The 25,788-nt window shown below is 66.6% G+C and carries 26 protein-coding genes and 4 pseudogenes; 13 read left to right on the top strand and 17 right to left on the bottom strand.

Features of this window, described 5'->3' with window-relative positions:
* Positions 1 to 27: 27 nt before the first annotated feature.
* Complete coding sequence (locus ACLJQF_RS31915) at positions 28 to 480, bottom strand: hypothetical protein (protein ID WP_410614038.1); 453 nt, start codon at positions 478 to 480, stop codon at positions 28 to 30.
* Between the two features lie 95 nt (positions 481 to 575).
* Positions 576 to 1,460 (bottom strand): MBL fold metallo-hydrolase, encoded by an 885-nt coding sequence (locus tag ACLJQF_RS31910; protein WP_410614037.1) that lies wholly within the window; start codon positions 1,458 to 1,460, stop codon positions 576 to 578.
* Positions 1,461 to 1,609: 149 nt separating this feature from the next.
* Between ACLJQF_RS31910 and ACLJQF_RS31905 the strand changes: the two genes are divergently transcribed.
* Entirely contained in the window at positions 1,610 to 3,154 is a 1,545-nt protein-coding gene (locus tag ACLJQF_RS31905; RefSeq protein WP_410614036.1) for a recombinase family protein, read from the top strand.
* Positions 3,155 to 3,254: 100 nt separating this feature from the next.
* Here the strand turns inward: ACLJQF_RS31905 and ACLJQF_RS31900 are convergent, their stop codons facing one another.
* On the bottom strand, positions 3,255 to 4,541 hold the full coding sequence (locus ACLJQF_RS31900) for a helix-turn-helix domain-containing protein (protein ID WP_410614035.1): 1,287 nt from the start codon (positions 4,539 to 4,541) through the stop codon (positions 3,255 to 3,257).
* A gap of 196 nt (positions 4,542 to 4,737) precedes the next feature.
* Here ACLJQF_RS31900 and ACLJQF_RS31895 point away from each other — a divergent pair, with 196 nt between their 5' ends.
* Together ACLJQF_RS31895 and ACLJQF_RS31890 are read left to right on the top strand one after the other, a co-directional pair.
* Entirely contained in the window at positions 4,738 to 5,676 is a 939-nt protein-coding gene (locus tag ACLJQF_RS31895; RefSeq protein ID WP_410614034.1) for a hypothetical protein, read from the top strand.
* Between the two features lie 85 nt (positions 5,677 to 5,761).
* On the top strand, positions 5,762 to 6,691 hold the full coding sequence (locus ACLJQF_RS31890) for a hypothetical protein (RefSeq protein WP_410614033.1): 930 nt from the start codon (positions 5,762 to 5,764) through the stop codon (positions 6,689 to 6,691).
* Between the two features lie 1,069 nt (positions 6,692 to 7,760).
* On the opposite strand, the gene ACLJQF_RS31885 is transcribed toward ACLJQF_RS31890, so the two are convergent.
* The 6 genes from ACLJQF_RS31885 to ACLJQF_RS31860 all read right to left on the bottom strand — a co-directional run bounded on the left by ACLJQF_RS31885 (position 7,761) and on the right by ACLJQF_RS31860 (position 13,334).
* Entirely contained in the window at positions 7,761 to 8,636 is an 876-nt protein-coding gene (locus tag ACLJQF_RS31885; protein ID WP_410614032.1) for a hypothetical protein, read from the bottom strand.
* Complete coding sequence (locus ACLJQF_RS31880; RefSeq protein WP_410614031.1) at positions 8,633 to 10,165, bottom strand: FtsK/SpoIIIE domain-containing protein; 1,533 nt, start codon at positions 10,163 to 10,165, stop codon at positions 8,633 to 8,635. Before ACLJQF_RS31880 ends, ACLJQF_RS31885 begins: the two co-directional genes overlap by 4 nt.
* A complete protein-coding gene (locus ACLJQF_RS31875; RefSeq protein ID WP_410614030.1) occupies positions 10,162 to 11,040 on the bottom strand; it encodes a hypothetical protein in 879 nt (292 codons plus the stop codon). The genes ACLJQF_RS31880 and ACLJQF_RS31875 overlap by 4 nt, the downstream gene beginning before the upstream one ends.
* Positions 11,037 to 11,372 (bottom strand): hypothetical protein, encoded by a 336-nt coding sequence (locus tag ACLJQF_RS31870; protein WP_410614029.1) that lies wholly within the window; start codon positions 11,370 to 11,372, stop codon positions 11,037 to 11,039. Before ACLJQF_RS31870 ends, ACLJQF_RS31875 begins: the two co-directional genes overlap by 4 nt.
* The gene (locus tag ACLJQF_RS31865) at positions 11,369 to 11,701 is read right to left on the bottom strand and encodes a WhiB family transcriptional regulator (RefSeq protein WP_410614028.1); all 333 of its coding nucleotides are present in this window, start codon (positions 11,699 to 11,701) and stop codon (positions 11,369 to 11,371) included. The genes ACLJQF_RS31870 and ACLJQF_RS31865 overlap by 4 nt, the downstream gene beginning before the upstream one ends.
* Positions 11,702 to 12,098: 397 nt before the next feature.
* On the bottom strand, positions 12,099 to 13,334 hold the full coding sequence (locus ACLJQF_RS31860) for an XRE family transcriptional regulator (protein ID WP_410614027.1): 1,236 nt from the start codon (positions 13,332 to 13,334) through the stop codon (positions 12,099 to 12,101).
* On the opposite strand from ACLJQF_RS31860, the gene ACLJQF_RS31855 reads away from it, so the two are divergent.
* A complete protein-coding gene (locus tag ACLJQF_RS31855) occupies positions 13,333 to 13,932 on the top strand; it encodes a hypothetical protein (protein WP_410614026.1) in 600 nt (199 codons plus the stop codon). The genes ACLJQF_RS31860 and ACLJQF_RS31855 overlap by 2 nt on opposite strands.
* Before the next feature lie 284 nt (positions 13,933 to 14,216).
* Positions 14,217 to 14,420 (top strand): hypothetical protein, encoded by a 204-nt coding sequence (locus ACLJQF_RS31850; RefSeq protein ID WP_410614025.1) that lies wholly within the window; start codon positions 14,217 to 14,219, stop codon positions 14,418 to 14,420.
* 247 nt (positions 14,421 to 14,667) lie between these two features.
* Here ACLJQF_RS31850 and ACLJQF_RS31845 read toward each other — a convergent pair whose 3' ends face one another.
* A complete protein-coding gene (locus ACLJQF_RS31845) occupies positions 14,668 to 15,300 on the bottom strand; it encodes an SIMPL domain-containing protein (protein WP_410614024.1) in 633 nt (210 codons plus the stop codon).
* A gap of 490 nt (positions 15,301 to 15,790) precedes the next feature.
* A complete protein-coding gene (locus tag ACLJQF_RS31840; RefSeq protein WP_410614023.1) occupies positions 15,791 to 16,336 on the bottom strand; it encodes a hypothetical protein in 546 nt (181 codons plus the stop codon).
* A gap of 171 nt (positions 16,337 to 16,507) precedes the next feature.
* Between ACLJQF_RS31840 and ACLJQF_RS31835 the strand changes: the two are divergent.
* From ACLJQF_RS31835 to ACLJQF_RS31820, 4 genes and pseudogenes are all read left to right on the top strand, one after another.
* Positions 16,508 to 17,080, top strand: a pseudogene (locus ACLJQF_RS31835) (radical SAM protein); the annotation flags it as partial.
* 32 nt (positions 17,081 to 17,112) lie between these two features.
* Positions 17,113 to 17,388, top strand: a complete 276-nt coding sequence (locus tag ACLJQF_RS31830) for a hypothetical protein (RefSeq protein WP_364274381.1) — start codon at positions 17,113 to 17,115, stop codon at positions 17,386 to 17,388.
* A gap of 414 nt (positions 17,389 to 17,802) precedes the next feature.
* Positions 17,803 to 18,000, top strand: a pseudogene (locus tag ACLJQF_RS31825) (cold-shock protein); the annotation flags it as partial.
* A gap of 30 nt (positions 18,001 to 18,030) precedes the next feature.
* A complete protein-coding gene (locus ACLJQF_RS31820; RefSeq protein WP_338000728.1) occupies positions 18,031 to 18,750 on the top strand; it encodes a cold-shock protein in 720 nt (239 codons plus the stop codon).
* A gap of 171 nt (positions 18,751 to 18,921) precedes the next feature.
* On the opposite strand, the pseudogene ACLJQF_RS31815 reads toward ACLJQF_RS31820, so the two are convergent.
* A pseudogene (locus ACLJQF_RS31815) lies at positions 18,922 to 19,497 on the bottom strand (IS5 family transposase); the annotation flags it as partial.
* A gap of 117 nt (positions 19,498 to 19,614) precedes the next feature.
* Here ACLJQF_RS31815 and ACLJQF_RS31810 point away from each other — a divergent pair.
* Complete coding sequence (locus tag ACLJQF_RS31810) at positions 19,615 to 19,884, top strand: hypothetical protein (RefSeq protein WP_410614153.1); 270 nt, start codon at positions 19,615 to 19,617, stop codon at positions 19,882 to 19,884.
* A gap of 106 nt (positions 19,885 to 19,990) precedes the next feature.
* On the opposite strand, the gene ACLJQF_RS31805 is transcribed toward ACLJQF_RS31810, so the two are convergent.
* The 5 genes and pseudogenes from ACLJQF_RS31805 to ACLJQF_RS31785 form a co-directional block, all read right to left on the bottom strand.
* On the bottom strand, positions 19,991 to 21,451 hold the full coding sequence (locus tag ACLJQF_RS31805) for a cellulose binding domain-containing protein (protein ID WP_410614022.1): 1,461 nt from the start codon (positions 21,449 to 21,451) through the stop codon (positions 19,991 to 19,993).
* 118 nt (positions 21,452 to 21,569) lie between these two features.
* Positions 21,570 to 21,734, bottom strand: a pseudogene (locus ACLJQF_RS31800) (SDR family oxidoreductase); the annotation flags it as partial.
* Between the two features lie 51 nt (positions 21,735 to 21,785).
* Positions 21,786 to 21,962, bottom strand: coding sequence for an SDR family NAD(P)-dependent oxidoreductase (locus ACLJQF_RS31795; RefSeq protein ID WP_410614021.1), 177 nt, complete (start codon positions 21,960 to 21,962; stop codon positions 21,786 to 21,788).
* A 10-nt stretch (positions 21,963 to 21,972) separates the two neighbouring features.
* Positions 21,973 to 22,542, bottom strand: coding sequence for a zinc-binding dehydrogenase (locus ACLJQF_RS31790; protein WP_410614020.1), 570 nt, complete (start codon positions 22,540 to 22,542; stop codon positions 21,973 to 21,975).
* A gap of 62 nt (positions 22,543 to 22,604) precedes the next feature.
* On the bottom strand, positions 22,605 to 24,062 hold the full coding sequence (locus tag ACLJQF_RS31785; protein ID WP_410614019.1) for a DHA2 family efflux MFS transporter permease subunit: 1,458 nt from the start codon (positions 24,060 to 24,062) through the stop codon (positions 22,605 to 22,607).
* Positions 24,063 to 24,153: 91 nt separating this feature from the next.
* On the opposite strand from ACLJQF_RS31785, the gene ACLJQF_RS31780 reads away from it, so the two are divergent.
* The 3 genes from ACLJQF_RS31780 to ACLJQF_RS31770 all read left to right on the top strand — a co-directional run bounded on the left by ACLJQF_RS31780 (position 24,154) and on the right by ACLJQF_RS31770 (position 25,787).
* Complete coding sequence (locus ACLJQF_RS31780; RefSeq protein ID WP_410614018.1) at positions 24,154 to 24,825, top strand: TetR/AcrR family transcriptional regulator; 672 nt, start codon at positions 24,154 to 24,156, stop codon at positions 24,823 to 24,825.
* A gap of 113 nt (positions 24,826 to 24,938) precedes the next feature.
* The gene (locus ACLJQF_RS31775; protein ID WP_410614017.1) at positions 24,939 to 25,322 is read left to right on the top strand and encodes a DUF5684 domain-containing protein; all 384 of its coding nucleotides are present in this window, start codon (positions 24,939 to 24,941) and stop codon (positions 25,320 to 25,322) included.
* 96 nt (positions 25,323 to 25,418) lie between these two features.
* A complete protein-coding gene (locus ACLJQF_RS31770) occupies positions 25,419 to 25,787 on the top strand; it encodes a hypothetical protein (protein ID WP_410614016.1) in 369 nt (122 codons plus the stop codon).
* The last annotated feature ends 1 nt before the right edge of the window (position 25,788 follow it).

The raw sequence follows: 25,788 nt of genomic DNA, 5'->3' as shown, positions 1-25,788 counted from the left end.
CCGGGATGTAGCCGGACGCGGGTGGCTCTACGTCCCGTCCGGCGCCTGAGGGTCCCGCGGCTGCCCGAAGTGCACGTCATGGCCGACCGCACCGACGGCGATCCCGTGGCCGTGGGCTTCGGCCGTGCCCGACACGGCGGTCCCGCCGTGCGAAGCCACCACTCCGCCTTGCGGGTGTACTTCGGCCAGCGCGTTCTTCAGTGCGTCGGCGAATTGCGCGTCGTCGTCGATGGCGTCCTCCAAGGCCAGCTCCAGCCGCGTCCGGGTCCGCTCGCTCACCTTGCCTGTCTCGGCCACCTCCGCCGCCAGCTTCTGCACAGAGGGGTCGCCGCCGAGCTTCGTCAGCACGACGTCCCGGACCTTCGCTGCACCCGCGTCGACGACGTCGTCCGCGATCCCGTCGAGCGCCTTTCCGGCCCGCCGGGCCTTCGCCACCGCCCAGGCGATGAGCGCTCCGATCACGACTTCCACACCCACCACGACGGGCTCCTTCGCTCGGCTGCCATCGCACCCTGAGTCGCCGGTCACCCATCCTACGTAACAGCGGGAGCCGTTCGCGCCGACCGAAAGGGCAGTTAGCCGTGTTCCGCGCACAGGCACGCGACGCCCGGCTCGATCCACTCCCGTCCGGCCCATTCCGGATGGCGCTCGACGAGCAGCGCACGGACCTCGGCGGTGACCTCGTCCACGCCCATCGCGGAGTCCCGGCGCCGCCAGGTCTCGTCGCGCAGTTCGCGCAGGTAGTCGCGGACGTCGGTGAGCACCGACCCGCCACCGACCGCGCCGTGCCCGGGGACGACCACCCGCGGCCCGGTCGAAACCAGCCGGTCCAGGACCGCGAGCCAGCCGACGCCCGAGACGTCCGTGTCGTGCGGCGGGAACCACGGGAAGATCGCGAACTGCCCGGTCTCGGCCAGGTCGCCGGTGAACAGGACGCCGGCGTCCGGGACCTCGACGACCTGGTCGCCGGCGGTGTGGCCCCGGCCCATCGGCCGCAGCCGGACGGTCCGGCCGCCGAGGTCGAGGTCCCGGGAGCCGTCGTAGACCTCGTCCGGCGTGGGCAGGTGGACGCCGTCGAGGCGACGGGCGACGGTCTCGCCGAGCCCCCGGAACATCTCCAGGTAACCCGGGCCGCGGGTGGCGAGGTCCTCGGCCTGGTCGCGGTTGACCAGGTAGGTGGCCTCGCCGGCGAAGGCCTGCGCGCCGAACGCGTGCTCGGGGTGGAAGTGCGTCGTGGTCAGGTACAGGCGCCGGCCCTTCGCCACTTCCCGCGCGAAGGCGAGGACCTGCGCCGCGTTTTCGGTGCCGATGCCCGTGTCGACGACCAGGACGGCCTCGGTGCCGCCGACGACACCGATGTTGGGCACCAGGTCGACCTGGTCGTTCGGGATCACCAGCAGGTCGGGGGCGATCTCCCGGGCGCCGGAGACGCGCACGGCGGGGTCGGTCAGCTCGGTCATGTCCCGATTCCACCGCCGCCCGGGTGCCGGCGTCCAAGACCGGTTCGGTGGGGCCGATACCGGGGGCATATCGTCGCCGGTCATGGAGCTGCGCACGCTGCGGTACTTCGTTGCGGTAGCTACGACTCTTCTAGTGCACACTGACTGTCATGGGACCTTCACAGCCACTCCGTGAGCGGGGCCGGACGCTGATCGAGCACGCCCCTGACCAGCTAGTTTGGATTCTCCAAGCCCGTGAGTCCAGGGTCGTGCCGGGCCAGGATGCGCCGGGTGAGGGACAGGTCGACTACCAGCTCAGCGACCTGCGGAAGTTCGTCAAGACGATCGGTGGTCGGGTCGATCGTGAGGTTCCTGAGCCCAACGTGTCGTCCTTCAAGCGGCGGCGCGTGCTGCTGCCTGACGGCACCTACGGCTATCGCGTGGTCCGCCCGGACTGGGAGTCAATTCTCACCGCCTTGCGCCGGGGTGAATGCAATGCCCTCGCCTCTGCCGATATCGACCGCGCGACCCGTGACCCGCGTATCCTGGAAGATCTCATTGACGCGGTCGAGTTGTACGGAATTTACGTCGTCAGCATGACCGGAAACATCGATCTGACGACAGATGAGGGGATCGACTCTGCGCGACGCCTAGTCAGTCAACGAAACTCCGAATCTCGGAACACGTCGCGTCGGGTCACCGACGGAAAGCGCCGGGCGGCCCAAGCGGGGAAGCTCCATGGTGGTCCCAATCGCCCGTTCGGCTGGCGCAAAGACCGAATCGCGGTGAACAAGCGTGAAGCGAAACACATTCTGGCGGCCGTCCCGCGCATTATCGCGGGGTTGAGTCCGCTTACGTTGGCGCGGGAGTGGAACGATCGCAAGATTCCCACGGTGACCGGGGCCGAGTGGCGGGCGGCAACGGTCCGGAATATGTTCACGCGCCCCCGTATGTGCGGAATGGTCGTCTACCGAGGCACGGTTCTCAAAGGAGAAGACAGCAAGCCGGTTCGCGGTAGGTGGCAGCCAATTCTCACCGATGACCAGTACGCGGCGGTCGTGCGCGCCTGGAATCCCGCCAGGGAACAGGAGCAGTCCCGCGTCGGAGGGAAGGGGCGCGGGTATCGGACCCTTCATTTGCTGTCGCCGTTCGTCCGGTGCGGTAAGTGCAATGCTCGCATGATCGGTTCCAGCAGGCGCGACCAGCGATCTGGAAACCTGGTCGAGATCTACCGGTGCCCGTCGAAAGGGCAGGGCGGTTGCGCCAGCATCTCACGAGACGCGGCACCCGTGGACGCCTACATTCGAGCACTGGTGATCGCTGAGCAGCAAAAGATTCAGTCTCGAAAACTGGAAAAGCTGCCGCCGTGGCCGAAAGAACAGGAGCTCAAAGACCTGGAAAACCGGATCCAAGACTCCACGCTTAGGTACGAGTCCGGCGACTACTCAGCGGAACGCTACTTTCCCAGTCTGGCGCGCATGGAATCCACCGTTGCGAACCTGAAACGCGAGCAGCGCAAGTACACTGCGAGGCAGGATGCCCGTGACGCCGCGATCGCGAACCTGGCAGAGGAATGGGAGAAGCCGAGTTTCTCCATCGAATTGAAGCAGGCGGCGATCGCTCAGACTCTTGTCGCTGTCGTTATTACGCCCGCCGGAAAAGGTGTCCGGTTTCATCCGGACCAAATCAAGCCGATTTTCCGTGGCGACGACTAGCCATTTTCGCGCAGGTCGCAATGTGACGGGGCATCCGGCCTAGCAGGCGGACGTCCCGCCGCCTCGCGCTTCGGGGCATCGGTCGGACATTCACGATAAATCAGCTGCGGGTCGGCGCCGTAATAGAACTCGCTCGAACGCCGAACTGATTCAACGCGTCCTCGCACAATGTCCGCGCAACCGCACGGATTCCATCGACGTCTTCAGTGATGCCAACTTCAGAGTAGACAGGTTTGAAACGTAGTATTTGACGTGATCCAGGTACGACACTCGTGGCCGCAAGGACCATGCCATTAACCGTGCGGTTGTCAATAGCTACAATTGGCTTCGGCGACGACCCCCACAGGGTCACCTCAATGCCAGCGGATGCGTCGCTGCCAATATTTCGTGCATGGACTACTGCAAGTGTGACCGCGTCAACAATCGAACTCTCTATTAGAGTAGTTCGCAGCTGTACAACATCACTATTTGATTCCATGTTCCACGCTTCGAGGCTGGCGGCGAAACCTGTGGAGCCGTTATGGTGCAACTCGACATGTACCCATTTGGACGGTTCTCCCGCACTGTCAAAAGGGTTTGACCGGGCAACCCATCGCCGCAATCCGATTCGCGGGCTATTTGCGCCGTCATTCAATTCGCGCAGGATTGCCGACTTCCAGTTTTTGTCCGAAGAGACTTCGCCGGCGAGTCGAAGTGTCTCTACAAGTGTCAGACGGGCATCGTTTTGCGTAGGGTCCGATACAATTGTTGGCGCCGGTGTCACCGGTCGCGATGCGACAACAATCCAGCATCCCTGACCTGAATCGAGGTGATCAGAAAGTTCGAGCCGCTGTTCCTGGAGTGCGTCAATTCTTGACGCTCGGCGGCCGAAGCGATCAGTATACGCGCGTTCGAGATCACGCTCGCGCATCCAGCGAGTGTTAGATGCGTCGCGGAAAGGGATGCCGACCTGATCGTCATTTCCGATTAGATGCGGAGAATCAGCACTGGCGGGAATCGAAACGACTAGAATTCCCGGATCGTCGGGCTGGCCGTCCAGGGCGAGGATCTTCAACCCAGACACCATGGGGTGAATTCGAGACGCAGCCACATTGCTTAGCCGTTGGCGTTCAGCCTCACTGTTTGCCACCCCGGTGATTGCGCCTGCGTGCCCGTCATCATCGGTTACGCCAAAGACGATCAGTCCGCCTCGGGTGTTCGCCATTGCCGCTACGTCCTTCGCGAACTCGCGCAGCTTGCGATCCTCGCGTGGCGGAAGTGCCTGCTTGAAATCGAGATCCTCAGTCTCTTCAGCGGACTGAGCAACTGCATCGCGTACATTCTCGTACGTCAACTCGCCAGGAGCGAGCCCAAGTACCGCATGGATGCGAGACCATCGAACTGACATCCGGTCACTGTAGCCGTCTGCGCCAGGCGAGCGCAACGCGTGCCCAGACACAAGCTATTTCGATACGGATCAGGTCTACATTGAATGGCAATTCGTGCAACGCGCAAGGTCCCAAAGAAAGAATTCCGGCGACCATCTGCATTATTCGGAATGTTGATCTTTGGCTAGTGGTTGCGGCGTAGGCTACCCTTCTTCCATGCGAGACTCCAAGCGAATAAGATCAACATGGACCGATGCGGAGCATTGGAAATTTTCGGTCGAAAGAAGAGACTGCTCAGAGCGAACTTTGAATCTCACACTTAGATTCGCATTGCGGGTCTATGCTAGAACTAAATGGGGCAAGGGATTTTTCAATCTTGAGGCAAGATACCCCGAACTACTCACGCTTGCCGAGTTCGGATTCTCGCACGAGATGATACTTGCTGCACACGAGCGCGCGTTACGAAGCTCGAACGGCGCGACAGTGGTCCTCTTCACCACAATCCTCGCACCTGTGGTTACACTCGGTACGTTAGTGTCGCTCCTATCTCCAAATGATACCACTTCGACATGGCTGTTCTTGGCCATCATCGCCGCACTCATCTGCTTTATGTTTACCGTCAACTCGGCATTGACCGAGCAAGGCACTGGAGACGAGGCCAGAGTCTTTGATGCCACTATTGCCGCCATGGCTACATTGCATGATCTGCGGAAAGTTTGCTTGTTACACTTTTCTGCCTCCTTGTCTGGAAAGCGTAAGATAATCCAAATGCACAAGAACGGCAGGAAGAACTTGAGAACTCAGGCTAGAGTTTTCCTTATATACTGCCCGAAGCTCACCGTCTTGGATTCTTCCGATGAAGAATACTTCAAGTGCATACGAATCGCCGCTTGGATTCTGCACTCTGCAAAGAATTTTCGAAACGTCGAATCGCTGAATAAGAGCTTTAAGGCTTGCGGTGAAATGATTGAGCATCTCCTTCAGGGGCGTCCGTGGGAAATAGCAGATATCACGCCCGCGCCCGAGGATATAGATATCCTACCTCCAACATTTACGGACAGAGCCAAGAATTATCTTCTTAATATACTAAGACCAGTCAATCTTTCGGTTGGAGTGGGTATTGCCGCTACGGTTGTGGCGATTTTTAGAAAATGAAGCAGCTATTCGGCGACCTGCGTAGCAGGCGCCTCGCCGGACGGCTTGGTGGCGTTACCCCAGTTAGAGGCGCATCCTGGGGGGCATGGGCGGAGGAAACTTCTTGGACCGTGTGGCCGCTGCTGGGGAGAGAAAAACAGCGCGAGACCAGGGCCGGAACCGTCGGCGGGCGGCGATTGAGCGTGCCATACGGTTCCCCGCGCTGATCGGTGCGGCGACACTTGCGCTGCTGGCGTGGTGGCTGTCCGACTGGGCAATGTGGCCTTGGTTTTTCGGCGGGTTCGGCGGTCTCGTCGCGGTGTTGGTTGTGGCTCGGCGGACGCCACCGATGTGGCGGGTGACGGTGCCGCTGTTGGTGGTCGGGGTGTGGTTGCTGACCTATGTGGCCCCATGGTGGTGGGTGCTGCTGGCAGGGGTCGCGGTGACCGGCGCCGGGGTGGCCGCACTGGTGATGTTGCGGCTACGGGTCCGACGCTGGCAGACGTTGGGGGCGCTGGCGCTGGGTGTGGTAATGGTGGCGGCGGGGTGGGTGATGTTGGCATTGGACGCGGCCCGCCACGCTCGCCAGACGCAACAGGAGTTGAATCAGGCTCACGATGAAGCCGTGGCCCGGATCTTGCCCCGGACCCCGGGGAGCATGGTCAATTTCCTGGCGGAACGGATCGCCCGGCCGACGCCGGACGCGGTCGCCGATGCGTGTTTTGTCTTCGCGCCTGCCGCCCGTCAGCAACTCGCTGACGCCCGGCGCGTGCCAGACTGCCCGGCCGCGATTCGCGCGATGGCCGCCGAAGTGACGGCGGCGGGCGACTACGTGAACAACCTGACTCTGTCTGGGCAGGCTTCCCAGTCCAATCCGGACGGCACGCTGTCGGTGGACGCGTGCCACCTGGATTTCACCGGACTGACCGACGACACCCCGCACGCGAACCCCGGGCCGCAGCTTGGGCGGTTGACGCTGGCGCAGCAGCGCGGGCAAGGCCAGCTGATCGTGGACTATCGCTCTTGTGCTTCGTGATCATGTAGGAGCAGGAACGACCACCGAATCCCCGGCGAATAGACTCTATTTGCGTCCCATCACGGGACCGGGGAGAGGCTTTCGTGTCTCAGGACTTCGGGCGCGGGCGCGCGATGGCTCGGCCTACCGCAGCGATGCTGCCAGCGGCGGACAGCGCGCCAGACACCCAAGGCCCGGCCAGCCAGCCGAGGAGGACCACGGAACCCAGGACGAGGGCAAGCCAAACCGTAAACCACGCAGGCGCACCCTTCTCCGGCACCAGCCGGAACAGTACCCGCAGCGCGGGCGGGTCCTCGTCGGATTGACCGGGCTCTCTCGTCGTGCACATGCGACTGATCGTCAGGGGATCCCTACAGACGAGCAAGGGTTACCGCCGGTAACAGGCTAAATGGTTCCAGTAAACCGCTAAAGGTTTCCGGTAATGAACGAAATGTTAGTGGTGTCTGGGTAAATCCGCTCGCGCAGCAACGGGCAAGTTGCCGCTCGTGCTCAGCTGTCGGAAACGGACGGTGAGACGACAACGGCGGGGCGACCGGTCCTCACCGGTCGCCCCGCCGTGGCGTGCTCTCCCGTGTTCAGTTCTCGTGGTGTGGGGCGGTGGGGGCCTCAAGGCCGTAGATCGCCGCAACCTTGACGGCCCATGCATGTGATCGCTCGGGAGCGTGCTTCAACTGTTCTTGCGCCCACTCTTCCGGGGTGGGGATGGGACACGGCGGGGCTCCCCTTCCGCGTGCTCTGCCTGTCGGATCGGTGACGCGCTGAGAAGCCGCGTCGGTCGGATGATGCGGTGCGGACGGTGCCGAGCCGTCTCCGGCGCGTTCAGGCCGCCTTACGGTGGTGCCCTGCCTCCTGTACCGGGTCCGGTCGGCGTCGGACCGGTCCCCGCCGTCCGGGCTGTCGGCCCGGTCGCCGTCGCCGTGTGATGCCTCCTGCTGGCTCGTTCCGGCGTCGGAGATGTGACCGTCGTCCTCGGTTCCGCGGTGGTTGCGGTGGTCATGGTCGCTGCCTTTCGGGTGGCGGTGCGCGGTGGTCTGTGGTGCGGGGGTGGCGTGGTCGGGCAAAGGGCGAGTCACCTCCCCGCATCCGGTCGGCGGGGCGGCAGGGAGGGACCTTCGCCGGTCCCGGAATCACCCGGGTTTCGGCCCGGTTCGGGGTTTGGCCGGCGGCGGGTCCCTGGGGTCTCTGAGCCGTGTTCGTGCTGGTCAGGGCAGGGACTTTCGGTCAGGGACTCGTCAGGGAGAGGTCCCTGAGTCCCTGCCGCGTCCCTGCCGGAGTCCCTGCCGTCTCCGTGTCCGTCGTCGGCCCCGTTGCCGTCGTCGCGGTCGCGGCGGTCGAGCGCTGCGGCCACGTCGTCGGCGCGGATGACCTTGTTCCCGTCCGACTTGACCGGCGCGACCCCGTACGGGGCGAGGGCGGCTTTCAGGTCCCGGAACGTCCACTCGCCGTACTCGCCGGGATCGTGCCGGGCCAGCCGGGTCAGGACGACCTGAGTCCGGACCCGCTTCTCCCGGTCCAGCACCGCCGCGACGTCGGCCAGGTGGTCGACGGCCACCGGTGCCGCCGCTTCGAGCTGCGGGCGCGCGCTGGACTCGACCGCCCGCCCCATCTCCTCAATCAGTGCCATCGCGCGGCTGATGACGGGGGTGACGTCGTCGGCCCCGTCTTCGAACGGGAGGTAGAACGTGCGGACCAGCTCGAACGTCTCATCGGTGATGCCGACCGCGACACAGGTTCCCCGGTCGGTGTTGATCCGTAGCTCGGTCGCGCGGATACCGGCCGCGTACTTGCCCGATCCCAACAGGCCGTCGTTGGCCACCTGATCGGCAACGGAGAACGCCACACCGCACGACACGTTGCGGGTGACCTCCCGAGGAATACTGTCCTTCGTCGGCGACTGGGTGGCCAGCAACAGAACAATTCCGTACTTACGTCCTCGCTTGATCAACCTGACGGCCAGTTCGGCGGCTTTCTTGCCGAACTTCGGGTGCTGGAAAACTCGTGGCACTCGTCGATCCCGCACACCAACGGGTGCAGGCCAAGCCCCGCCTTGTCGGCGAGCTTGCGGGAGACCTTCGGCGGACGGCCCGGCTGCTCTCCGAGGATCTTGCCGCGTCGCTCCATTTCGGTCAGCAAGTCGGCCAGTGCTTGCGTTGCCGCTTCGGCCACGCTGTCATCCATCCCCATCGCGTAGCGGGACAGCCGGGGCCGGAACGGGTCGAAGTCGGGTGACTCGCCCATCACGAACGCCCACAGTTCGGCCGTGGGGTCCAGTGCCGCCCCGAGCAGCAGCGTCCGCAACGCGGCCGACTTGCCTTGCCCCGGGCGGCCACCGATCAGCCAGTTCACCCCGACAAGCGGCGCATTGATGACCACCCCGCGTTGCGACAGTCCGAACGGGACACCCTCGAACACGTCGACCTGTCCATCGTGGACCAACGGCCATCCGCCGGCCCCGCACCGCAGGACGCCCTTATCGGCGATCCACAGGTCAAGGATTCCGTCCTCATCTCCCTTGGTAGGCCACGTTTCCAGCGACGCCCGCCCAAGGTTCGCCGCCAGCTTCGACCGACGCGCGGCCACCATGTCGGCAGTCACGCCGAGCGGCAACCGGACCTGAGCGAAGGTGCCCTCACCGTCCTTACGCGCGGCCACGGTGTAGACCAGCTCCCCGCCATCGCGGTAGAACCGGTCCAGCGGCGTGATGCCCAAATGCGCCAACGCCTTGCTGATCATCCGTTCGTCAATCCAGGAATCGGCATCGTCACGGTCCGGACGGACCAGCCACCCAGCACCGGGCGTGCGATCGCGTCCCTCGAACGCCGCCGCGATCGCCCACGCCACCGGCGCCACGATCAGCAGCAGTGGCACCACCACCGTGAGCGCCGACCACACGGCGGACACTCCCGTGTAGACGTCGGCCAGCCACGGCCACATGTCCGCCCGGTCCATCACCGAATCCACTAGCCACGACACCGCCGCCACCGGAGCCGCAACCCGCACCGTGATCACCAACCGGCAGAGCACAATGCCGAGCTTGGCCCACCGTGCCGTGGCATCCGAGCGGATCAGCTCCTGCGCGGCACGCCGCGCGTCGGCATCCCCGGCCAGCCGCGCCCGGCGCGCGTCGGCCCGTAGATCGGCGTAGGTGGCCCAGTTCCAGAACTTGACTAGCCACCGCCAGTTCCCCCGCAGCACGAACCACACCAGCCGGAGGACATCGTGCGGGATCTTCCGCGCCCGGTAGGCGGCCACCGACCGCGCCCGGACCATCGACTCGGACCGCCACACCCGCCCGGCCGCGTCGGCAACGCGCTGCCACACCGACACCCGGCGCGGAACCGCCCGGCCACGCGGCTGGGGCAACGTGTCGTCGATCAACTCACCGTCGAGTACCGGGCCGACGTGTTCGACGTCCCGGCCGCCAGCCCGAGCCACCTCGGCGTGTTCGTGCTTCTCCTCGTTCGGTTCGGTCATCGGCTCGCACCCCCCTTGCCGGTCTCGGCGGTCAAGGCGGCGGCGAGACGGGAGGACAGGCCACGAGAACACCCCGTGGTCTCCCGCACCCACGCCGGAGTGATCTGCACCCCGGGCGTCCACGCGGTACGGGCGTCGGTGAGGTAGTCGGCGAACAACTTCCGCCGGGCCGGACGCGGCGCGGCCGGTTCCGGTGCCGCCGGTTCACGAACCGGTGCGCTCTCCTCAGCTATCGGTGCGGTCGGTTCCTGCGCTGATGTGTTCGATTCATGAACCGGGATCGCCGGTTGGGCGACCGTTGCCGACTCGGCAACGCTCGCCCGGTTGCTGGCGTTCATGAACGCCACCGTCACGGCGTCGGTGAGCTTGTCCCGCAGGTTCGTCACTGCCTCGGCGGCGACGAACACCACCAGCGGCGGAACCGAGTGCAGCACCACCCCGGCCGGCGAGCCGGACACCCACGATGACCAGGTGTTCATCACGTAGGTAGCAGCCAGCGTGAACCACTTCGCCGCCCGTACCCACGCTCCCGTGTGGACCTGGTACCGCGCGGTGACCTGCTCGGCCCGCAGGATGGCCAGCAGGACCAGACACACGGTCGGGTCCAGCAGCCACGCCGTCAGCCACGGCAGCGACCCCACGGCCGAACCGGCGGCGGCGAACCACTGCACGTTGGCCGTGGTGAACGCCAGCCCGAGCACGATCCCGGACCAGCACAGCCGGTCCACCTGCGCCCGGACCCGCTCCACCCGCAGCGCCACCACGTCGGGGTGGGTCTGCCAGCGGCGGACGTCGGCCGCCTCGGCAGCGTCCTCGGCGAGCCGTCGCGCCCGGCCCGCCACGGCCGCCGTGTCGTTCTGGTTGGTCGTGGTCATCGGCGACCACCCCGGCGACGCGTGCTGGTGGTGTCCATGGACGTGACCGTCAGAACACGTGTGAGCACGTAGGCCGCGATCAGGTCCGGCACTCCGAGGACCACCAGGACCAACGTCGGGTTGTGCACGTGCGTGATCACCAGCCACTGAACGCCCGTGAACGCCGCGCCCGTGAACAGCACCCGCCCGGCCAGCGACACCACCCGGGAACTTGCCCGTGCCGCGTCGGCGGCCCGGCGCGCCTTGCGGGCGCTCCACCGCCAGACCATGAACAGCGCCAGCAGCACCCCGACCCCGGCGAGGATCTGTGTCGGCGTGAAGTTGACCATCATCGCGCCTCACCACCCCGGCGACGCGCCCACACCGGGTACAGGGCGCGCCGGTCGGTGTCCGGCAGCGCACCCCACACCCCGACCGTGTCAGGTCCGGCGGTTCGCAAGTCCAACTCTAGGCACTCGTCGATCACCGGGCACCCGGCACACATGCGGGCGGCCAGCTCCCGATCCGGCGAAGCCTCGCCGGACAGCTCGGGTACGTCGGCCCGGTCGAATGCCCAGAAACACAGACCGTCCCGGGTAACCAGGTGCGTGAGAATGTCGCTCGGCACGTCGTCGTACCGGTTGAGTCGAGTAGCCGTCTCCTCGTAGTTGGGTTCGGTCATCGGACACCCCCGCCGAGCATCCGGCGCAGTTCGGCGTCGGGGATGACGAGCCGGGAGCGGCGCCGCACTGTGCGCAGGACGCCGGTCCGGATGGCCGCGCACACGCAGGACTCGCTAATGCCTAGGCTCCACGCGACTTGACGGATCGAAAGAAACGCCGGAGAACCGGCATTTTGGGTTGTGGATTTCATGAATGTTTGACCCTTACTCTTGGCTCCGACTCGCGGTTGCGAGCCGGTGCCATCAAGTAAGCCGCCAACCCAGGAAACCAACTATCACACGCGAGGAATAAAAGATCCCAGGCGTGAATATACCCAGGTCGCGAACACATTCCACCACACTGGATATTCTAGGAAAGAATGTCGGATGGCCCGATATTCTCGGCCGGAATGTTGGCCTACTGGGCGCGCTTGATGTCGGTGAACAGTTCGCGGAAGTCTGCACCCGCGCCCGCACCGTAGGTGTCCAGCTCGTGCTCCAGCTCGTTGGAGACCATGAGCAAGGTCGGGCGGCTCCGGCGGCCGTTCTGGAGCGCCTGGATACCTAGTGCGGATGCCTCGTCAACGTCGCCGCGCCTTGCGGCGATGACGGCAAGGGTGAGCTGAGCTTCGGCTATGCGCATCGGAGCTACGGGAACGCCCTCGGCGTTCACGCTGCGGCGCATGACCTCTTCGGCGTTGCGCTGCGCGAGCTGGTCCTCACCGACGATTCGGTAGGTGTCCATCGCGTAGAAGTCCCACTTGTCGGGGTCGACCACAAAGTGGTTGTCCGGCCTGTCCGGGTACGGCAGCCGGTCCAGCAGAGCACTTCCCTGATCGAGTGCCTTATGGACCTCTTCCGCCATGCCCATCCGGGCATAGGCTTTCGCCTGCTGGCCAAAGAGCTGCACGGCGACGGAGTGCGAGGGTGCCGCCAATGCGCCCGCTTCGGCCGCCGGAATGACCGCGCGGAAGTTGCCCGCTGTCAGGTGGAACCAGGCGAGCATTTCGTGTGCCCAACCGACGATCCCAGGATCTTCTGCTTCCTTCCCGAGTTCCAACGCCATGCGCCGAGTCGCCTCAGCTGACCGCGCGTCGCCAAGGTCGTATTCAAGGCAGCCCACGAGCAGCGCCAACATCCCAGCCTGCTGGAGTACCTCGCGATGCTGGGCAAGTGTCAGGTGATTGCCGAGCAACTCGGTCATCTTGCCGAGCCATTCCTTGCCAGTCTTCATCAGCTCGCGCGCATCCGCATGCGGGTAATCGCAGCCCAGCTGCTCAACAGTGATGTTGAGTGCATCAATCGTCGACGAATCGATCGCGGATGCACGAACGCGCCGCAGCAGTTCGAGCGTGTCCATACCCGTATTCACGACGAGAAGTTCGTCCCGCTCCTGCGGAGTAATGAGGCCGCTCGGTCGAGAGCCAGCGTAGACCTTTTCGTTCGTCGAGCTGTGCGGAATCCTCAGGCGGCTTTGCCCTTGAAAGTCGAACCAGAGAAGATGTTGCGGCAGGTGCAGGATCTTGGCGAACCTGCGAAGTGTTTCGAGGTTCTGTTCCGGCTTGCCGTTCTCCAGCTTGCTTACCTGCGCTTGGGTGAGACCGAGCCAGCGTCCAAGCAGCTTGCGACGTCGACTGCCTAGACTCTCGGCCATGACCGACCTGCTGATCTACAACGGACCGGCCGTCGCCGAAGCCGAGGTGACACGCACCGGCGGCGTCCCCTCGGCGCCCGCGGACTTCGGCTGGCCCCGCTGTACCGCCTGCGAGGGACCGATGAAGTTCCTGGCCCAGGTCGTGCTCGACGCTTCGACGATCCTGTCGATCTTCCTGTGCCAGAACGATCCCGGTCTGTGCGACGAGTGGGACCCGGTATCGGGCGGTAACCGTGCCCTGCTGTTCCGGCGCGGTGACCTCGTCCCCGCCCTCGTTCCGGACGGGGACGAGACGCAGCTCGCGGAGGTATGCGGCATCGAGGTAAAACCGGTCGATGCCGACGGCTACGACGAAGCGCGCGGTAAGTGGTCAGCCGAGACGGGCCGTCCCGAGGCCGAAATCCTCGGCATGGTGGGCGGCGCGCCGGCGTGGCTGCAGAACCATGAGACTCCGGTGTGTCCGGTCTGCGCGACAGTGATGGAGTTCGCCGTGCAACTCGAGGAAGGCCGCGACCACAGCATCAACTTCGGCAGCGGGTGCGGGTACGCGTTCGTCTGCCGTGCCTGCCGGCAGGGCAGGTTCCTCTTCCAGTGCTGATCACCGAGCCACGACCAGATCGTCCATCGGTGTGGTCGGCCAGTCGCCGACCTGGTCCCGTTCGGCAGGATGGGCTCGAACCGTTCGTCGACGAGCCGCGGGACACGTTGGTACCGGTGAACAAACGCTGGTCGTTTGACGAGGTGCTTTCGGCTGTGCGGTACTACGCCGACACACCCGGGGCCGGGAGATCGCCGCGCTTGTGGGCAGCTTACCGCTGAGGAGGTAGGCCCTCGTGACGTGGGACGTGTAGTTGGCAGCCCGACAATGCTCGCTCAGCGGCTATGAGCGCGCGTCGGCAACGCGTGATCAGTGGCTACCCGTTGCCCACGCGGTCTACGGCCGTCTACAGCGCGAGCATCGCCGCGGCGACGTCAGCCGCGGCCGCGTCGGGGATCGCGGTGGAGGCCTGGTCGAGCACGAGCAACCGCGCCGGGGATCTCCCGCACGAGCGCCTCGCGTTCCCGACCGGGAAGAACCGATCGTGACGGCTGTGCACCCGAGCGTTCGGTCTTGCCCTATCCCGGCTATCCCGCTCACTGCGGCGACAGTGGCGGTCGTGTCCGGAGCGAGAAATTCGAGCAGCCGTGTCAGATCTTCGCCGCGGCTGGCGAACAACGGCTCCCCGGCGGCAGGCCTGACACCACCTCGTCCGTCATGACCCCCATGATCGTCGAAAGACACGTGAGCGTTGCGGGGCGGTTCTAACGACCTTAGACGCTCACAAGTCCTTTCTTACGCGGGCACGATGCCGAACCCGAGCACCACAGCCGTCGACACCACCACGTGCCCAGGGGCCAGGTCTTCCGCCGTGGCGGCGCCCCCGGTCCCATGACCGCGGTACTGCGGCCTCTCGTCCGGGTTGACGTCATCGATGTGCACCACCGCGCCCAGCCGGACACCAGCCGCCTCGGCGTAGAGTTCGGCCTTCGCCCTGGCCGCCGCGACCGCCTCGCGCCGGGCCCGGGCACGGAGAGCCGGTTTGTCCCGGACGTCGAAGTCGACACCCTCGATCTCGTTCGCGCCTGCGGAAACCAGGTCTGTCAGCAGCGATGGCAGATCGTCCAGCGCCGCCGACTCCACGACGAACGACGCCGAACTCTCATAGCCCAGGAACTTCCGCTGCTGGCCGTACTCCCACTTGCCCCCGAGTTCGATCCGCGAGCTCTCGACGCCGGCGTCCGGGACGTTGTGTCGCCGGAGCGTCGAGCGGATCTCGTGCACGGCCAGCCCCGCGGACTCGAAGGCGTCCGACGGTTTCTGCTCCAGGCACACGACCTTGAATCGCGCCCGCACCAGGTCCGGGGCCGCCTTGACGCTCGCGGCACCGTGCACCGTCACGCCCCACGGGCGTTCGATCATCTGCATGGGCCAAGTCAACCACGAGTCAGAGCGGATTGAACGCGCCCAGCGAGGAAGTGCAGAGACCGCCGCCTGCGTACTTGGCCACCGCATCAGGGCGGCGCGGGCATGCCGGCCATCTACTCGGCGAAGAACCTCGGCGTTCTCCAGCGGCTTGTAGTCCAGCGTTTCTCTGCCTCGGCCAGTGAGTAGATGCGGCGGGTGTTGTGGGAGACGCCCCAAATCAGCTTGTAGCCGGGCGACGGCGCGGCCGTGCGCGCCTCGACTGTTCAGGCGCCGTCGTCGGGCTGGGGAGCCATGTCGTCAAGCTGCGGCCCCTGCTTCAGCAGCCTCTCGAAGCACGAGCCGATCCGGTTCCTGGGTGCCGCTGATGTTGACGTCCAAGGACGCTCACGGCGGCGCTGAACGTCTGATCATCGGCAGAAGAGGACGTTCAAGTGTGCTGTGAGCACTGCGGCGGGGGAATTGTGTGTCCCGGGGGTCAGCGATCGTCGGGTCAGGGCTGGCGGTGGTTGCCGGTCACAGCTTCGGCCATCTTCGCACCGCCGCTGTAAGGGTTGTTAGCCCGGTAGTTCTTGGCCAGATCATCTTCGATGATCTGGAAGGTGAGCATCTGCTGGTCGGTGACTTGGACCGATTTCGAGCAGTCGGGCGGGTTGCCGCGCTGGCGGTAGACGATCGTGGGCAGAGCATCGATCGACGTCTGGGTCCACGGCTCCAGCTCGTCTGCTGTCGGTGCCGGTGAGGCCGACAGCGCGGTGAGGGTGCGTATCTTCCCGGCCGTTTGGAGACGGTCGTGTTCGCGCCTATCGATTCGATCCACGAGCCGCCGAACGGGGCGCGGCGGTTTCCTGAACGGCTGCACCTCGGCGGGAGGATGGCCACCACGGCGGCGATCTGGTCCTTCGTGAGCAGGCTGCACGGCTCGGCGTCGAACTTTGCAGGTGAAGCGGGCGGTCGACTGGTCCAACAGCAGCGGGGCACGGGTCTGCGTCGGCGACGGCGGCTGGGCCAGCACATGGTCGGTGTCGACGGGCTGCATCCGTGAGCAGGCTGGCCGACACCTTGGGAAGTGAGCCCGGTCTCCGAAGCCGCCGCTTCGGGGTGGTCGACCTCGGACACGGGTCGGCGCGCTCCAGGGTGACGAGGAACACAGGCGTGCGCAGCGGTGTTCTGACCTGCATAGACGTCAATCGCTGTGGTTTGTAAAACGGTAGGCATGGGTGAGCCGCTGGCCAACTACAAGCGTGTGGTGGCGGCGGTGCGGCGGATCACGGATCCCGCGCCGGGTGGTCTGGGGATCGGTCAGCGTTCGGTGACGGTGTCGACGGTGGGTTTGGCGCCGGCGATCCGGAAGCTGGCAGATGAGAAGATGCAGGTGCGGTTGGCGGTTTCGCTGCACACTCCGGACGATGAGCTGCGGGACACGTTGGTTCCGGTGAACGAGCGCTGGTCGGTGGACGAGGTTCTGTCGGCGGCGCGGTATTACGCGGATACGTCGGGTCGGCGGGTGTCGATCGAGTACGCGTTGATCCGGGACATCAATGATCAACCGTGGCGGGCGGAGTTGCTCGCGAAGCGGCTGCGGAAGCACCTGGGTCAGCTCGTGCATGTCAATGTCATTCCCCTGAACCCGACGCCGGGTTCGAAGTGGGACGCGTCGCCGAAGCCGGTGGAGCGGGAGTTCGTTCGCTTGGTGAACGCTGGTGGGGTCGCGTGCACGGTCCGGGACACCCGTGGCCAGGACATTGCCGCGGCCTGTGGTCAGCTGGCGGCTGAAGGCTGAGATTTGTTCGTGTCGATGGTGGAGTGTTTGTCGTGATGTATGCCCCCAGCCTGTTGGATCCGGCCGCGGAGGAGCTGCGGCTCGCGGATGTGGTCGGCCGTGGTGCGACCGAGGTTGCTCGTGAGGCGCGGACGCTGCTCGGTGAGCGGTTCAGCTCGGTGACGTTCATGTATGTGCTGATGCGGGCGTTCGAGGTGGAGTACACCGCGGCGCGGGATGCGTCGCGGTGGCATGAATTCCATGGTGGGCCGCGGGCGCTGTCGGACGCTGACCTGGAGAAACTGCTTGCTCCGTGGCTTGATCGCTGATCGGCCGCCTGAGGTGGGTGCCCGCGACCTCGTCGGCTCGAACCCATAACAGCTGGACACCGCCCGGCACCTGAGCGTGTCTGGCTGCCACTTGTTCGACCCGGCTTCGAGAGCAGGCTTGACCCGGCGGCCGGCGGCAATACTGCGTCCGGTAATGGCGACAGTACGTATCGTGGCGACAATCCAGGTTCAGCGCGGTGCATGGTTGTCGCGAGATGCGGCTGGATGGTGGCGGCTACGCCGTAGGCGGCGGCGAGTGCGCTAAGACCTGGTCTCAAACCTCGGCGTGTCGCTAGGTGAACCAACGGCCCGCCCCTGGCTCCGCACCGCCCGCCTGTGGGCCCGGCCCGACGGACCGGAGGTCTGTCAGAGAGACTGGGGGCCAGTGTCCGCCCTCTCGATCTGGAGTCTTTGATGCCGCAAGGGACTGTCCGTTGGTTCGACGCCGAACGGGGTTTCGGCTTCCTCGCGCCCGAGGACGGCTCGCCGGACGTGTTCGTGCACGCCTCCGAGATCGTCGGGGACGGCGGCGCGAAAGTGCTCCGCGAGGGCCAGGCCGTCGTGTTCGAGGTCGGCGAGAACGACCGCGGACCCCAGGCGCTGCTCGTTCGCGTCACCGCCGATGCGGCCACCGGCAGCGCCGTGGGCCTGCTCGGCACCATCAACTGGTACGAGCCGGGCAAGGGGTACGGCTTCGCGTCGCCGGACGGCGGCGGCGCCGACATCTTCGTGCACAGCTCCGCCATCGTGACCGGCGGCGTGGTCACCGAGGGGCAGCGGGTGGCCTTCCTGATCGTCGAAGGCGAGCGCGGCCCGCAGGCCGGGCACGTGATCCCGCTGGGAGCAGGGGCCGGCTCACCCGCTGCGGCTGGTATCGCGGACGGTGCCGACGGCACGGTGGCCTGGTACGACGAGGACAAGGGCTTCGGCTTCATCAACCCCGACTCCGGCGCCGGGGACGTCTTCGTTCACGCCCGGGCCCTGGCCGAGGGGCTGACGTGGCTCGCGGAGGGCGACCGCGTCGCCTACGAGGTGGCTAGTGGAGACAAGGGCCCGCAGGCCCGCGACGTGCACCTGGTCCGGGGCGCCGAGCCCCAGACGGCGCCGCAGCGGCCGGCACCTGCCGCGGCCGCAGGGCCGGCGGCGCGGGACGTGCCCGTACGAGGCGGCGAGGGCGTCGTCGCGCGCTACGACGGCGACCGCGGCTTCGGCTTCATCACCCCGGACGCAGGCGGCGACGATCTCTTCGCCCACGCGTCCGTGATCATGGGGTCGGAGCCGCTGCAGAAGGGTGACCGGGTCCGGTACGCGGTGCGTCAGAGCGACCGGGGCCCGCAGGCCGACCGCATCGAACGCCTCTGAAGAGGCGGCCCCACCGATGGCTGATCACTTCCCGACGAGAGTGCTCGTTCATCCCCGTCGATGGTGCCGTCAGCAACGCGGCTGCAGCCTCCTCCAGGAGATCGGTCTCCCTCGTGGTGACGGGGGCCCCGTGCCGACCCGCGATGTATCCCAAACGAGTGAACGGATGCGTTAGACCTGGTCGCAGAGCTCGATCTTTATGAGCCGGCGGACGTTGATCACGGTGCAGGCCAGCGTGAGTAGCGCCAGCGTGGTGCGTTCGGTCCGGTCGTAGCGCAGCCCGAGGCGTTTGCACCGCAACAGCCAGGAGATGGTGCGTTCGACGACCCAGCGGACCCGGCCGAGGCGGGACTTGCCCTCAATCCCGCGCCGGGCGATACGGACCTTGATACCGCGGCGGGTCAGGTAGCGGCGGCAGCGGCGGTAGTCGTAGCCCTTGTCGGCGTGCAGCTTGTCCGGTCGGCATCGTGGCCGGCCCGCCCGGCCGTGGTGGCCGCGCACGGTCGGGTTCGTGTCCGGCAGCGGCTCGAACAGCATGCTGTCGTGGGTGTTTGCCGCCGACAACATGATGTGCAGCGGTGGCCCGTTCGCGTCGCACAGAACGTGGTACTCGGAGCCGGCTTTACCCCGGTCAGTGGGGCTGCGGCCGGTCAGCTCGCCCCCCCTTTTCGACCGCACCGACACCGCGTCGATGCAGCCTCTGGCCCAGGCGAGCTCGTCGATGTTGGGTTCGTGCGCCTGGTGAACGCCGGCGGTGTGGCGTGCACGGTCCGGGATACCCGGGGCCAGGAGATCGCCGCGGCGTGTGACCAGCTGGCTGCTGAAGGCTGAGTTGTTGGTTTCGATGATGGAGTGTTTGTCGTGATGTATGCCCCCAGCCTGTTGGATCCGGCTGCGGAGGAGCTGCGGCTCGCGGATTTCACCGGTGCGACGGACGTCGCTCGCGAGGCGCGGACGTTGCTCGGTGAGCGGTTCAGCTCGGTGACGTTCATTTACGTGCTGATGCGGGCGTTCGAGGTGGAGTACACCGCGGCGTGTGATGCGTCGCGGTGGCACGAGTTCCACGGTGGGCCGCGTGCGTTGTCGGACGCTGATCTGGAGAAGCTGCTCGCTCCTTGGCTTGATCGCTCTTAACCTTATGACTCGCGAGGCCGGCGACGGGCGCCAGGTGGCGCGGCTCGCCATCAGGCAACCTTCGGTAGACGCGCTGTCCCGGTGTGGTGCGTGAGGCGTGTCCGCCTCACCAGGTGAGCGGGAGGGTGGCGATGTAGTCGGCCAGCAGCCCGGAGATGATGCGGTGGTCGTTGCGGGAGAAGTGCCAGTCGCATCCGAGGTGGTCCAGTCGCGGATCGTCGAAGTTCCAGAACCGGACCCGGCTGTCGCCGCGGGCGTTGCGATCGGTGACGACCTGCTGAGCCTGGCCGGCGAACAGGTTCGTCGCGCCGACGACGATGATCGTGCCGGCGCCGTACTGCGCGCGGAGCTTGTCGAGGAATCCCTGGTAGGCGCCCTGGTACGCGGCGATCAGGCTGTCGGCGGTCCAGGGCTCGCCCGAGTGGAGTGCAGTGCTGAAGTCGTTGGTGCCCAAAGCGACCACTACCAGCTGCGGCCGCCACGTGGCGGGGTTGTGCCACACGTCGCCGGAAACGTTCTGCAGCGTGCGGTCGTAGTAGGTGCGGAAGTCGGTCCCGGGATCGCCGCCGTTGTAGTTGCGCACCATGCCGCGGCCGGAGTACGCGTTGACCTGGTAGTCGGCGTTCAGGCCGCGGGCGGCGAGGGCGCCGTAACTGATGTCGGTGTTCGTGTTGCGGTCGATTCCGCCGTTGGCCGAACAGTCGCGGGTGGTGGAGAGGTCGCCGTAGCCCGCGGTCAGGGAGTCGCCGATGAACTCGATCTGCCGGGTGCGGGCGGCGGGCTTCGCGAGGATCTCGCCGCCGGGTGCCGCGGCGAAACCGCCGAACTCGCCGGCGACCCAGGGGCTTTCGGTCCGTTTGACCAGCCGCACGGTGTGTTCGGCGTCGGTGAGCCCGCGGATCTGGCGCGTGGTGCGGCCGGGGGTGACCAGCGTGGCGACCGTGGTGCCGTCGACCTGGATGTCGTAGTCGTTCTGGGCGTCGTTGAGCACGATGTCCACGCCGGTGCCGCGGACGCGGCCCTCGAAGTAGATGCCGGGCCAGGTGTACTGCGCCGCACCTGCTGTGGGCTTCACCCGGCCCACCGTGTGCGCCCTGGCCAGCGCGTCCGCCGGTGGTGGTGGCGACGTGGTCGTCGTCGGGGGCACGGGGCCGTTGCACGGGGTGCCGTTGACGGCGAAGCCGGTGGGTATCGGGTTGGCGGAGCCGATCAACGAGCCGGTGAACCCGAGCCGGGTGCTTGCGCCGGTGCCGAGGGAGCCGTTCCAGGCGGCGTTGCCGACGGTCACCCGGTCGCCGGACTGGGCGACGGTGCCGTTCCAGAGCTGGGTGACGCGCTGACCGGCGGTGAACGTCCAGGTCAGCTGCCAGCTCGCGACCGGATCGCCGAGGTTGCCGACGTCGACGTTCGCGCTGAAGCCGCCCTGCCACTGGCTGGCGATCGTGTAGTCGACCCGGCAGCCCGCCGCGGCTCGGGCAGCGGGAACGGCGCCAACGGTGACGGCGGCGGCCGCAACGGTCAAGACACCGGCGGCGACGGTCAGCCGGGATCGGCGGATGGTGCGCATTCTGCGTTCCTCCGAGAACAGGCGATGGGATGGCACAGCGGTCAGCGGTGTGGATCGGGCCGGTTCTGGAAGCGCTCTCAGAGAGAGCTTATCCGCTGAACCACGGAAATTGAATGCCTCATCCAGCCGAACCGACCGAGCTCATGGTGACCACCGTGTTCTTGCCGCCGTCGACTGAGAGCACGGCGCCGTGGATGTAGGACGCCCGCGGTGAGACCAGGAACCGGATGGCTTCGGCGACTTCTTCGGGCTGGGCGCCGCGGCCGGCTAAAGCTGCCGACGTCGACGATCGCGCCGCGGCCGCGTTCCGCCATGGCCGGAGCGAACGCCCCGGTCAGCAGGTAGGGCGCTTTGACGTTGAGGGCGACTGCCCGGCCGCCGGCGGACGGCCGCAGACCACGATCGAGTAGCCGTCTTCGGCCAGTTTCAGGGCGGTCTCGCGGCCGATCCCGCTTGTCGAACCCGTGACGAGCGCCCAGGAGTTCGGCGGTGCGGATTTGTTGGCGCTCATGGGAAATCTTTCAGCTGATGATGAGGACCAGGCGGCCGCGGACGTGGCCGGTCTCGCTCGCGTGGTGGGCTTCGGCGATGTCGGCCAAGGGAAAAGTCCGCTCGACCGGGAGCCAGAACTTGCCGGCTTCGACGAGTTCGCCGATGGTGGCCAGCGCGTGGAAGGCGTTGCCGTCGGCGAATCCGTTGCTGAAGTGGACGCCGTGCGCTTCGGCGCCGGCGAAGTCGGCAACGGTGATGACGTTCTTCGCTTCCCCGCCGGCGAGGGCGATGAGCTCGGGGAGCACGCCGTTTCCGGCGACGTCGAGGGCGACGTCGACGCCGTCGGGGGCCAGCGCGCGGACCCGGTCGGTCATGCCGTCGCCGATTTCGTCGACGATGCCGGCAACGTCGGCGCCGGTCGTCTGGGGGAGCGTGGCGCCGAAGCTGAGTTCGCCGCGGCGGATTTTCGTGTCGCTGGCGCTGATCCCGGCCGCGCTGACCTTGATCCGGACCTGGCCGGGGCCGGGGTGCGGGTCGGGCAGGTCCACGAGCTGCAGGACTTCGGGGCCGCCGTACTGGTTGAACTGCGCTGCTTTCACGGTGATCGTCTCCTGTCAGACGTTGCGGCTGTGGGGAACTTGCTTCGTGTAGTCGACTCGGGTCAGTGGGTGAGCACGGCGTCGGGGGCGACGGTCAGTGGGCCACTGCGGAAGAGCCCGGCCGAGACCAGGGCGCCGGCGAGGAACAGCGCGGCGGCGATCCAGAACACGAAGTGGTAGCCGGCGAACGTGGCTTGCGCGATCGTGGCGGGGTCGCCGGCGGCCGCGGCGTGGGTGGTGAGGTAGCTCGTGGTGGCGGTCGCGCCGAGGGAGCTGAACACGGCCAGCCCGATCGAGCCGCCGACCTGCTGGGTGATGTTGGCCATCGCGGACGCCACGCCGGTTTCGTGCGGCCGGACGCCGCTGGTGGCCGCGTTCTGTCCCGGTCCGAAGACCATGCCGAGACCGAGACCGATGACGAGCAGGCCCGGAAGCACGCCTCCGGCGTAGGTCGAGTCCGCGTCGATGCCGGTGAGCAGGACCATGCCCGCCGCGGCGAGGAGGCTGCCGATCGGGACGATCGGGCGGGGGCCGACGCGGGGGAGCAGCACCGCGCCGGAGACGACCGCGCCGGCCATCACCAGGACGACCATGGGCAGGAACGCCAGGCCGCTCTGCACCGGGGTGAACTTCAGGGTGTCGGCGAGGTAGTAGGTGACGAACAGGAACACGGCGAAGCCGCCGGTGCCGGAGATCCCGATCGTCAGGTAGGAGGCGCCGCGGTCGCGGTCCAGGACCACCGACAGCGGCAGCAGGGGGTCCCGGACGCGGCGTTCGACCACGACGAACGCGATGACGAGCAGCACGCCGAACACGGTCGGGCCGAGGGTCCACGGGTCGGTCCAGCCGCGGGTGGCGGCGTTGCCGAGGCCGTAGACGATCCCGAACAGGCCGAGCAGGGCGAGGACGGTGCCCGCGGCATCGAGCCGGGTCCGTTCCGGGCGGGCGCGGTCGACGAGGAAGACGAGGGCGCCGGCGATCGCGATCGCGACGATGACGACGTTGACGTAGAGGCACCACCGCCAGGACAGGTTCTGGGTGAGGACGCCGCCCAGGAGCAGGCCGAGTGCGCCGCCGGCGCCGGAGATGGCGCCGAAGACGCCGAAGGCGCGGCCGCGTTCGGCGGCGTTGCCGGCGAAGGTCACCGAGACCATGGCCAGTGCGGCGGGGGCGAGGACGGCGGCGAAGGCGCCTTGGGCGATGCGGGCGATCAGCAGGAGGGTGAACCCGTCCGCGGCGCCGCCGAGGGCGGAGGCGGCCGCGAAGCCGAGCATGCCGATGACGAACAGCCGTTTGCGGCCGTAGAGGTCGCCGAGGCGGCCGCCGAGGAGCAGGAGGCTGCCGAAGGCGACGGCGTAGCCGGTGACGACCCACTGGCGGTTGTCGTCGGAGAAAGCCAGGTCGTGCTGGGTGGCCGGCAGGGCGATGGTGACGATCGTCGAGTCCAGGATGACCGTCAGCTGCGCCAGGCTCAACACGACGAGCGCGAACCACCGATTCGGTACGTCTTCGGATTTCACGGGGACCTTCGATCACTCGCGGGCTTGACTTATCGATGTTATATTAACTTACCGACGATAAGTCAAGTGTTGGCGGGTAAGGTGACCGGTCATGACCGACGACGTCTTCTGGCTGCGCGACGAGCCGCCGCGACCGCCGAGGCGGAACACACCGCTCACCCTGGAGCGGATCATCACCGCGGCGATTGCCGAACTCGACGCGGTGGGAGCGGAACGGCTGACGATGCGCAAGCTCGCCGAACGGCTCGAGGTGACTTCCACCGCGCTCTATTGGCACGTCGCGACGAAGGAAGACCTGCTCGACCTCGCGCTCGACCACGTCGTCGGCGAAGTACCGGTGCCCCCGCCCGGCTCGGAGCCCCGGGCCGGACTCCGGACGCTGCTCGTCGGCTGGCGCGCCGCGATGCTCGCCCATCCATGGTCGCCCGCTCTGCTCGGCCGCCCGCTTCTCGGACCCCACGTGCTGGCGCGTACCGAGTTCATCCAGGCGAAGCTCGTCCAGGCCGGGCTGGCCGGGCTGGAACTCGCGGCCGCGACCCGCACCCTTGCCGGCTTCGTGCTCGGCGCGTCCATGGCGGACGCCACCTGGCGCCGGCTGGACGACCCGGCCGCGATCGCCAAGGTCCGCGCGTACATCCTCGATTCCGCCGAGCGCTACCCGACGCTCAGCACGTCCGGGTTCGTCGATGCCGGGTGGCCGGACGACGAGCTGTTCGTCTTCGGCCTCGACCGGGTGCTCGACCGGCTTCTCGCCAGGACCTGATCGCGGGGACGGTGCGACGGCGGGTCACCGGCAGGCGAACCCGGGCGCGTCAGTTCGGCCGACGCTAGAGTCACCCGTCAAGACTGCCAGTCCGGAAAGGACGCTCCTGCTTCATGAACGATCACCATTCGTCGTCCGTCTTCGGTCTCGGACTCGGGTTCGGTTCGGGCCTGATCTTCGCCGTGCTCACGATCATCGCGCTGTGGAAGGTCTTCACCAAGGCCGGACGGCCCGGCTGGGCGGCGATCATCCCGATCTACAACGCCTACACCCTGCTGAAGATCGCCGGTCGCTCCGGGTGGTGGCTGCTCCTGCTGCTGATCCCGCTGGTCAACCTGGTCGTCGCGATCGTCGTTTCGGTCGACGTCGCGAAGGCGTTCGGCAAGAGCGGGGTTTTCGGCTTCTTCGGGCTGTTCCTGTTCTCCATCATCGGCTACCTGATTCTCGCCTTCGGCGGAGCTCGGTACACCGGTCCGCCCGCCAGGGGCCCTCGGTAGCCCGGATCGGGCGAAACCGTGCGAACTGACCCATTCAGGAGTTAGGCTGCTGATTCGGGGAAACACGCACGGACGGGGGATCTCGTGGACCTTGTCGTGGACATACCGGAACTGCGCAGGTTCGGCACGAGTGTGCTCGGTGGCGACGGTCTCGGCGACGGCGGCGGGGTGATCGACTACCTGCACGCGGGCCACCGCCTGCTCCGGGACGTCGCGACCGAAGCCGAACAGGGCGTGCTGCAGGGTGGCTGGGGGAAGACCGGGCAGTTCCAGGAAGGGCTCCTCCGGTTCGCGCACGAATTCGCGCTCAAGGTGACGGACTTCGTCGACGAGGAGGGTGAATTCATCCAGTTCCTCAACGGCTTGCGCGACCGGATGCTCCAGTCCGCCGACGCGTACGAGGGAACCGAGGCGCAGAACGTGCAGGCCCTCAACGCGATCGCCAAGAAGCTGAATCCGGGCTAGG

The organism is Amycolatopsis sp. lyj-109, assembly GCF_046548995.1.
In the GTDB taxonomy this organism is placed as follows: domain Bacteria; phylum Actinomycetota; class Actinomycetes; order Mycobacteriales; family Pseudonocardiaceae; genus Amycolatopsis.
The sequence above is the reverse complement of the archived record's forward strand: the minus strand, read 5'-3'. Positions and strand labels throughout refer to the sequence as shown.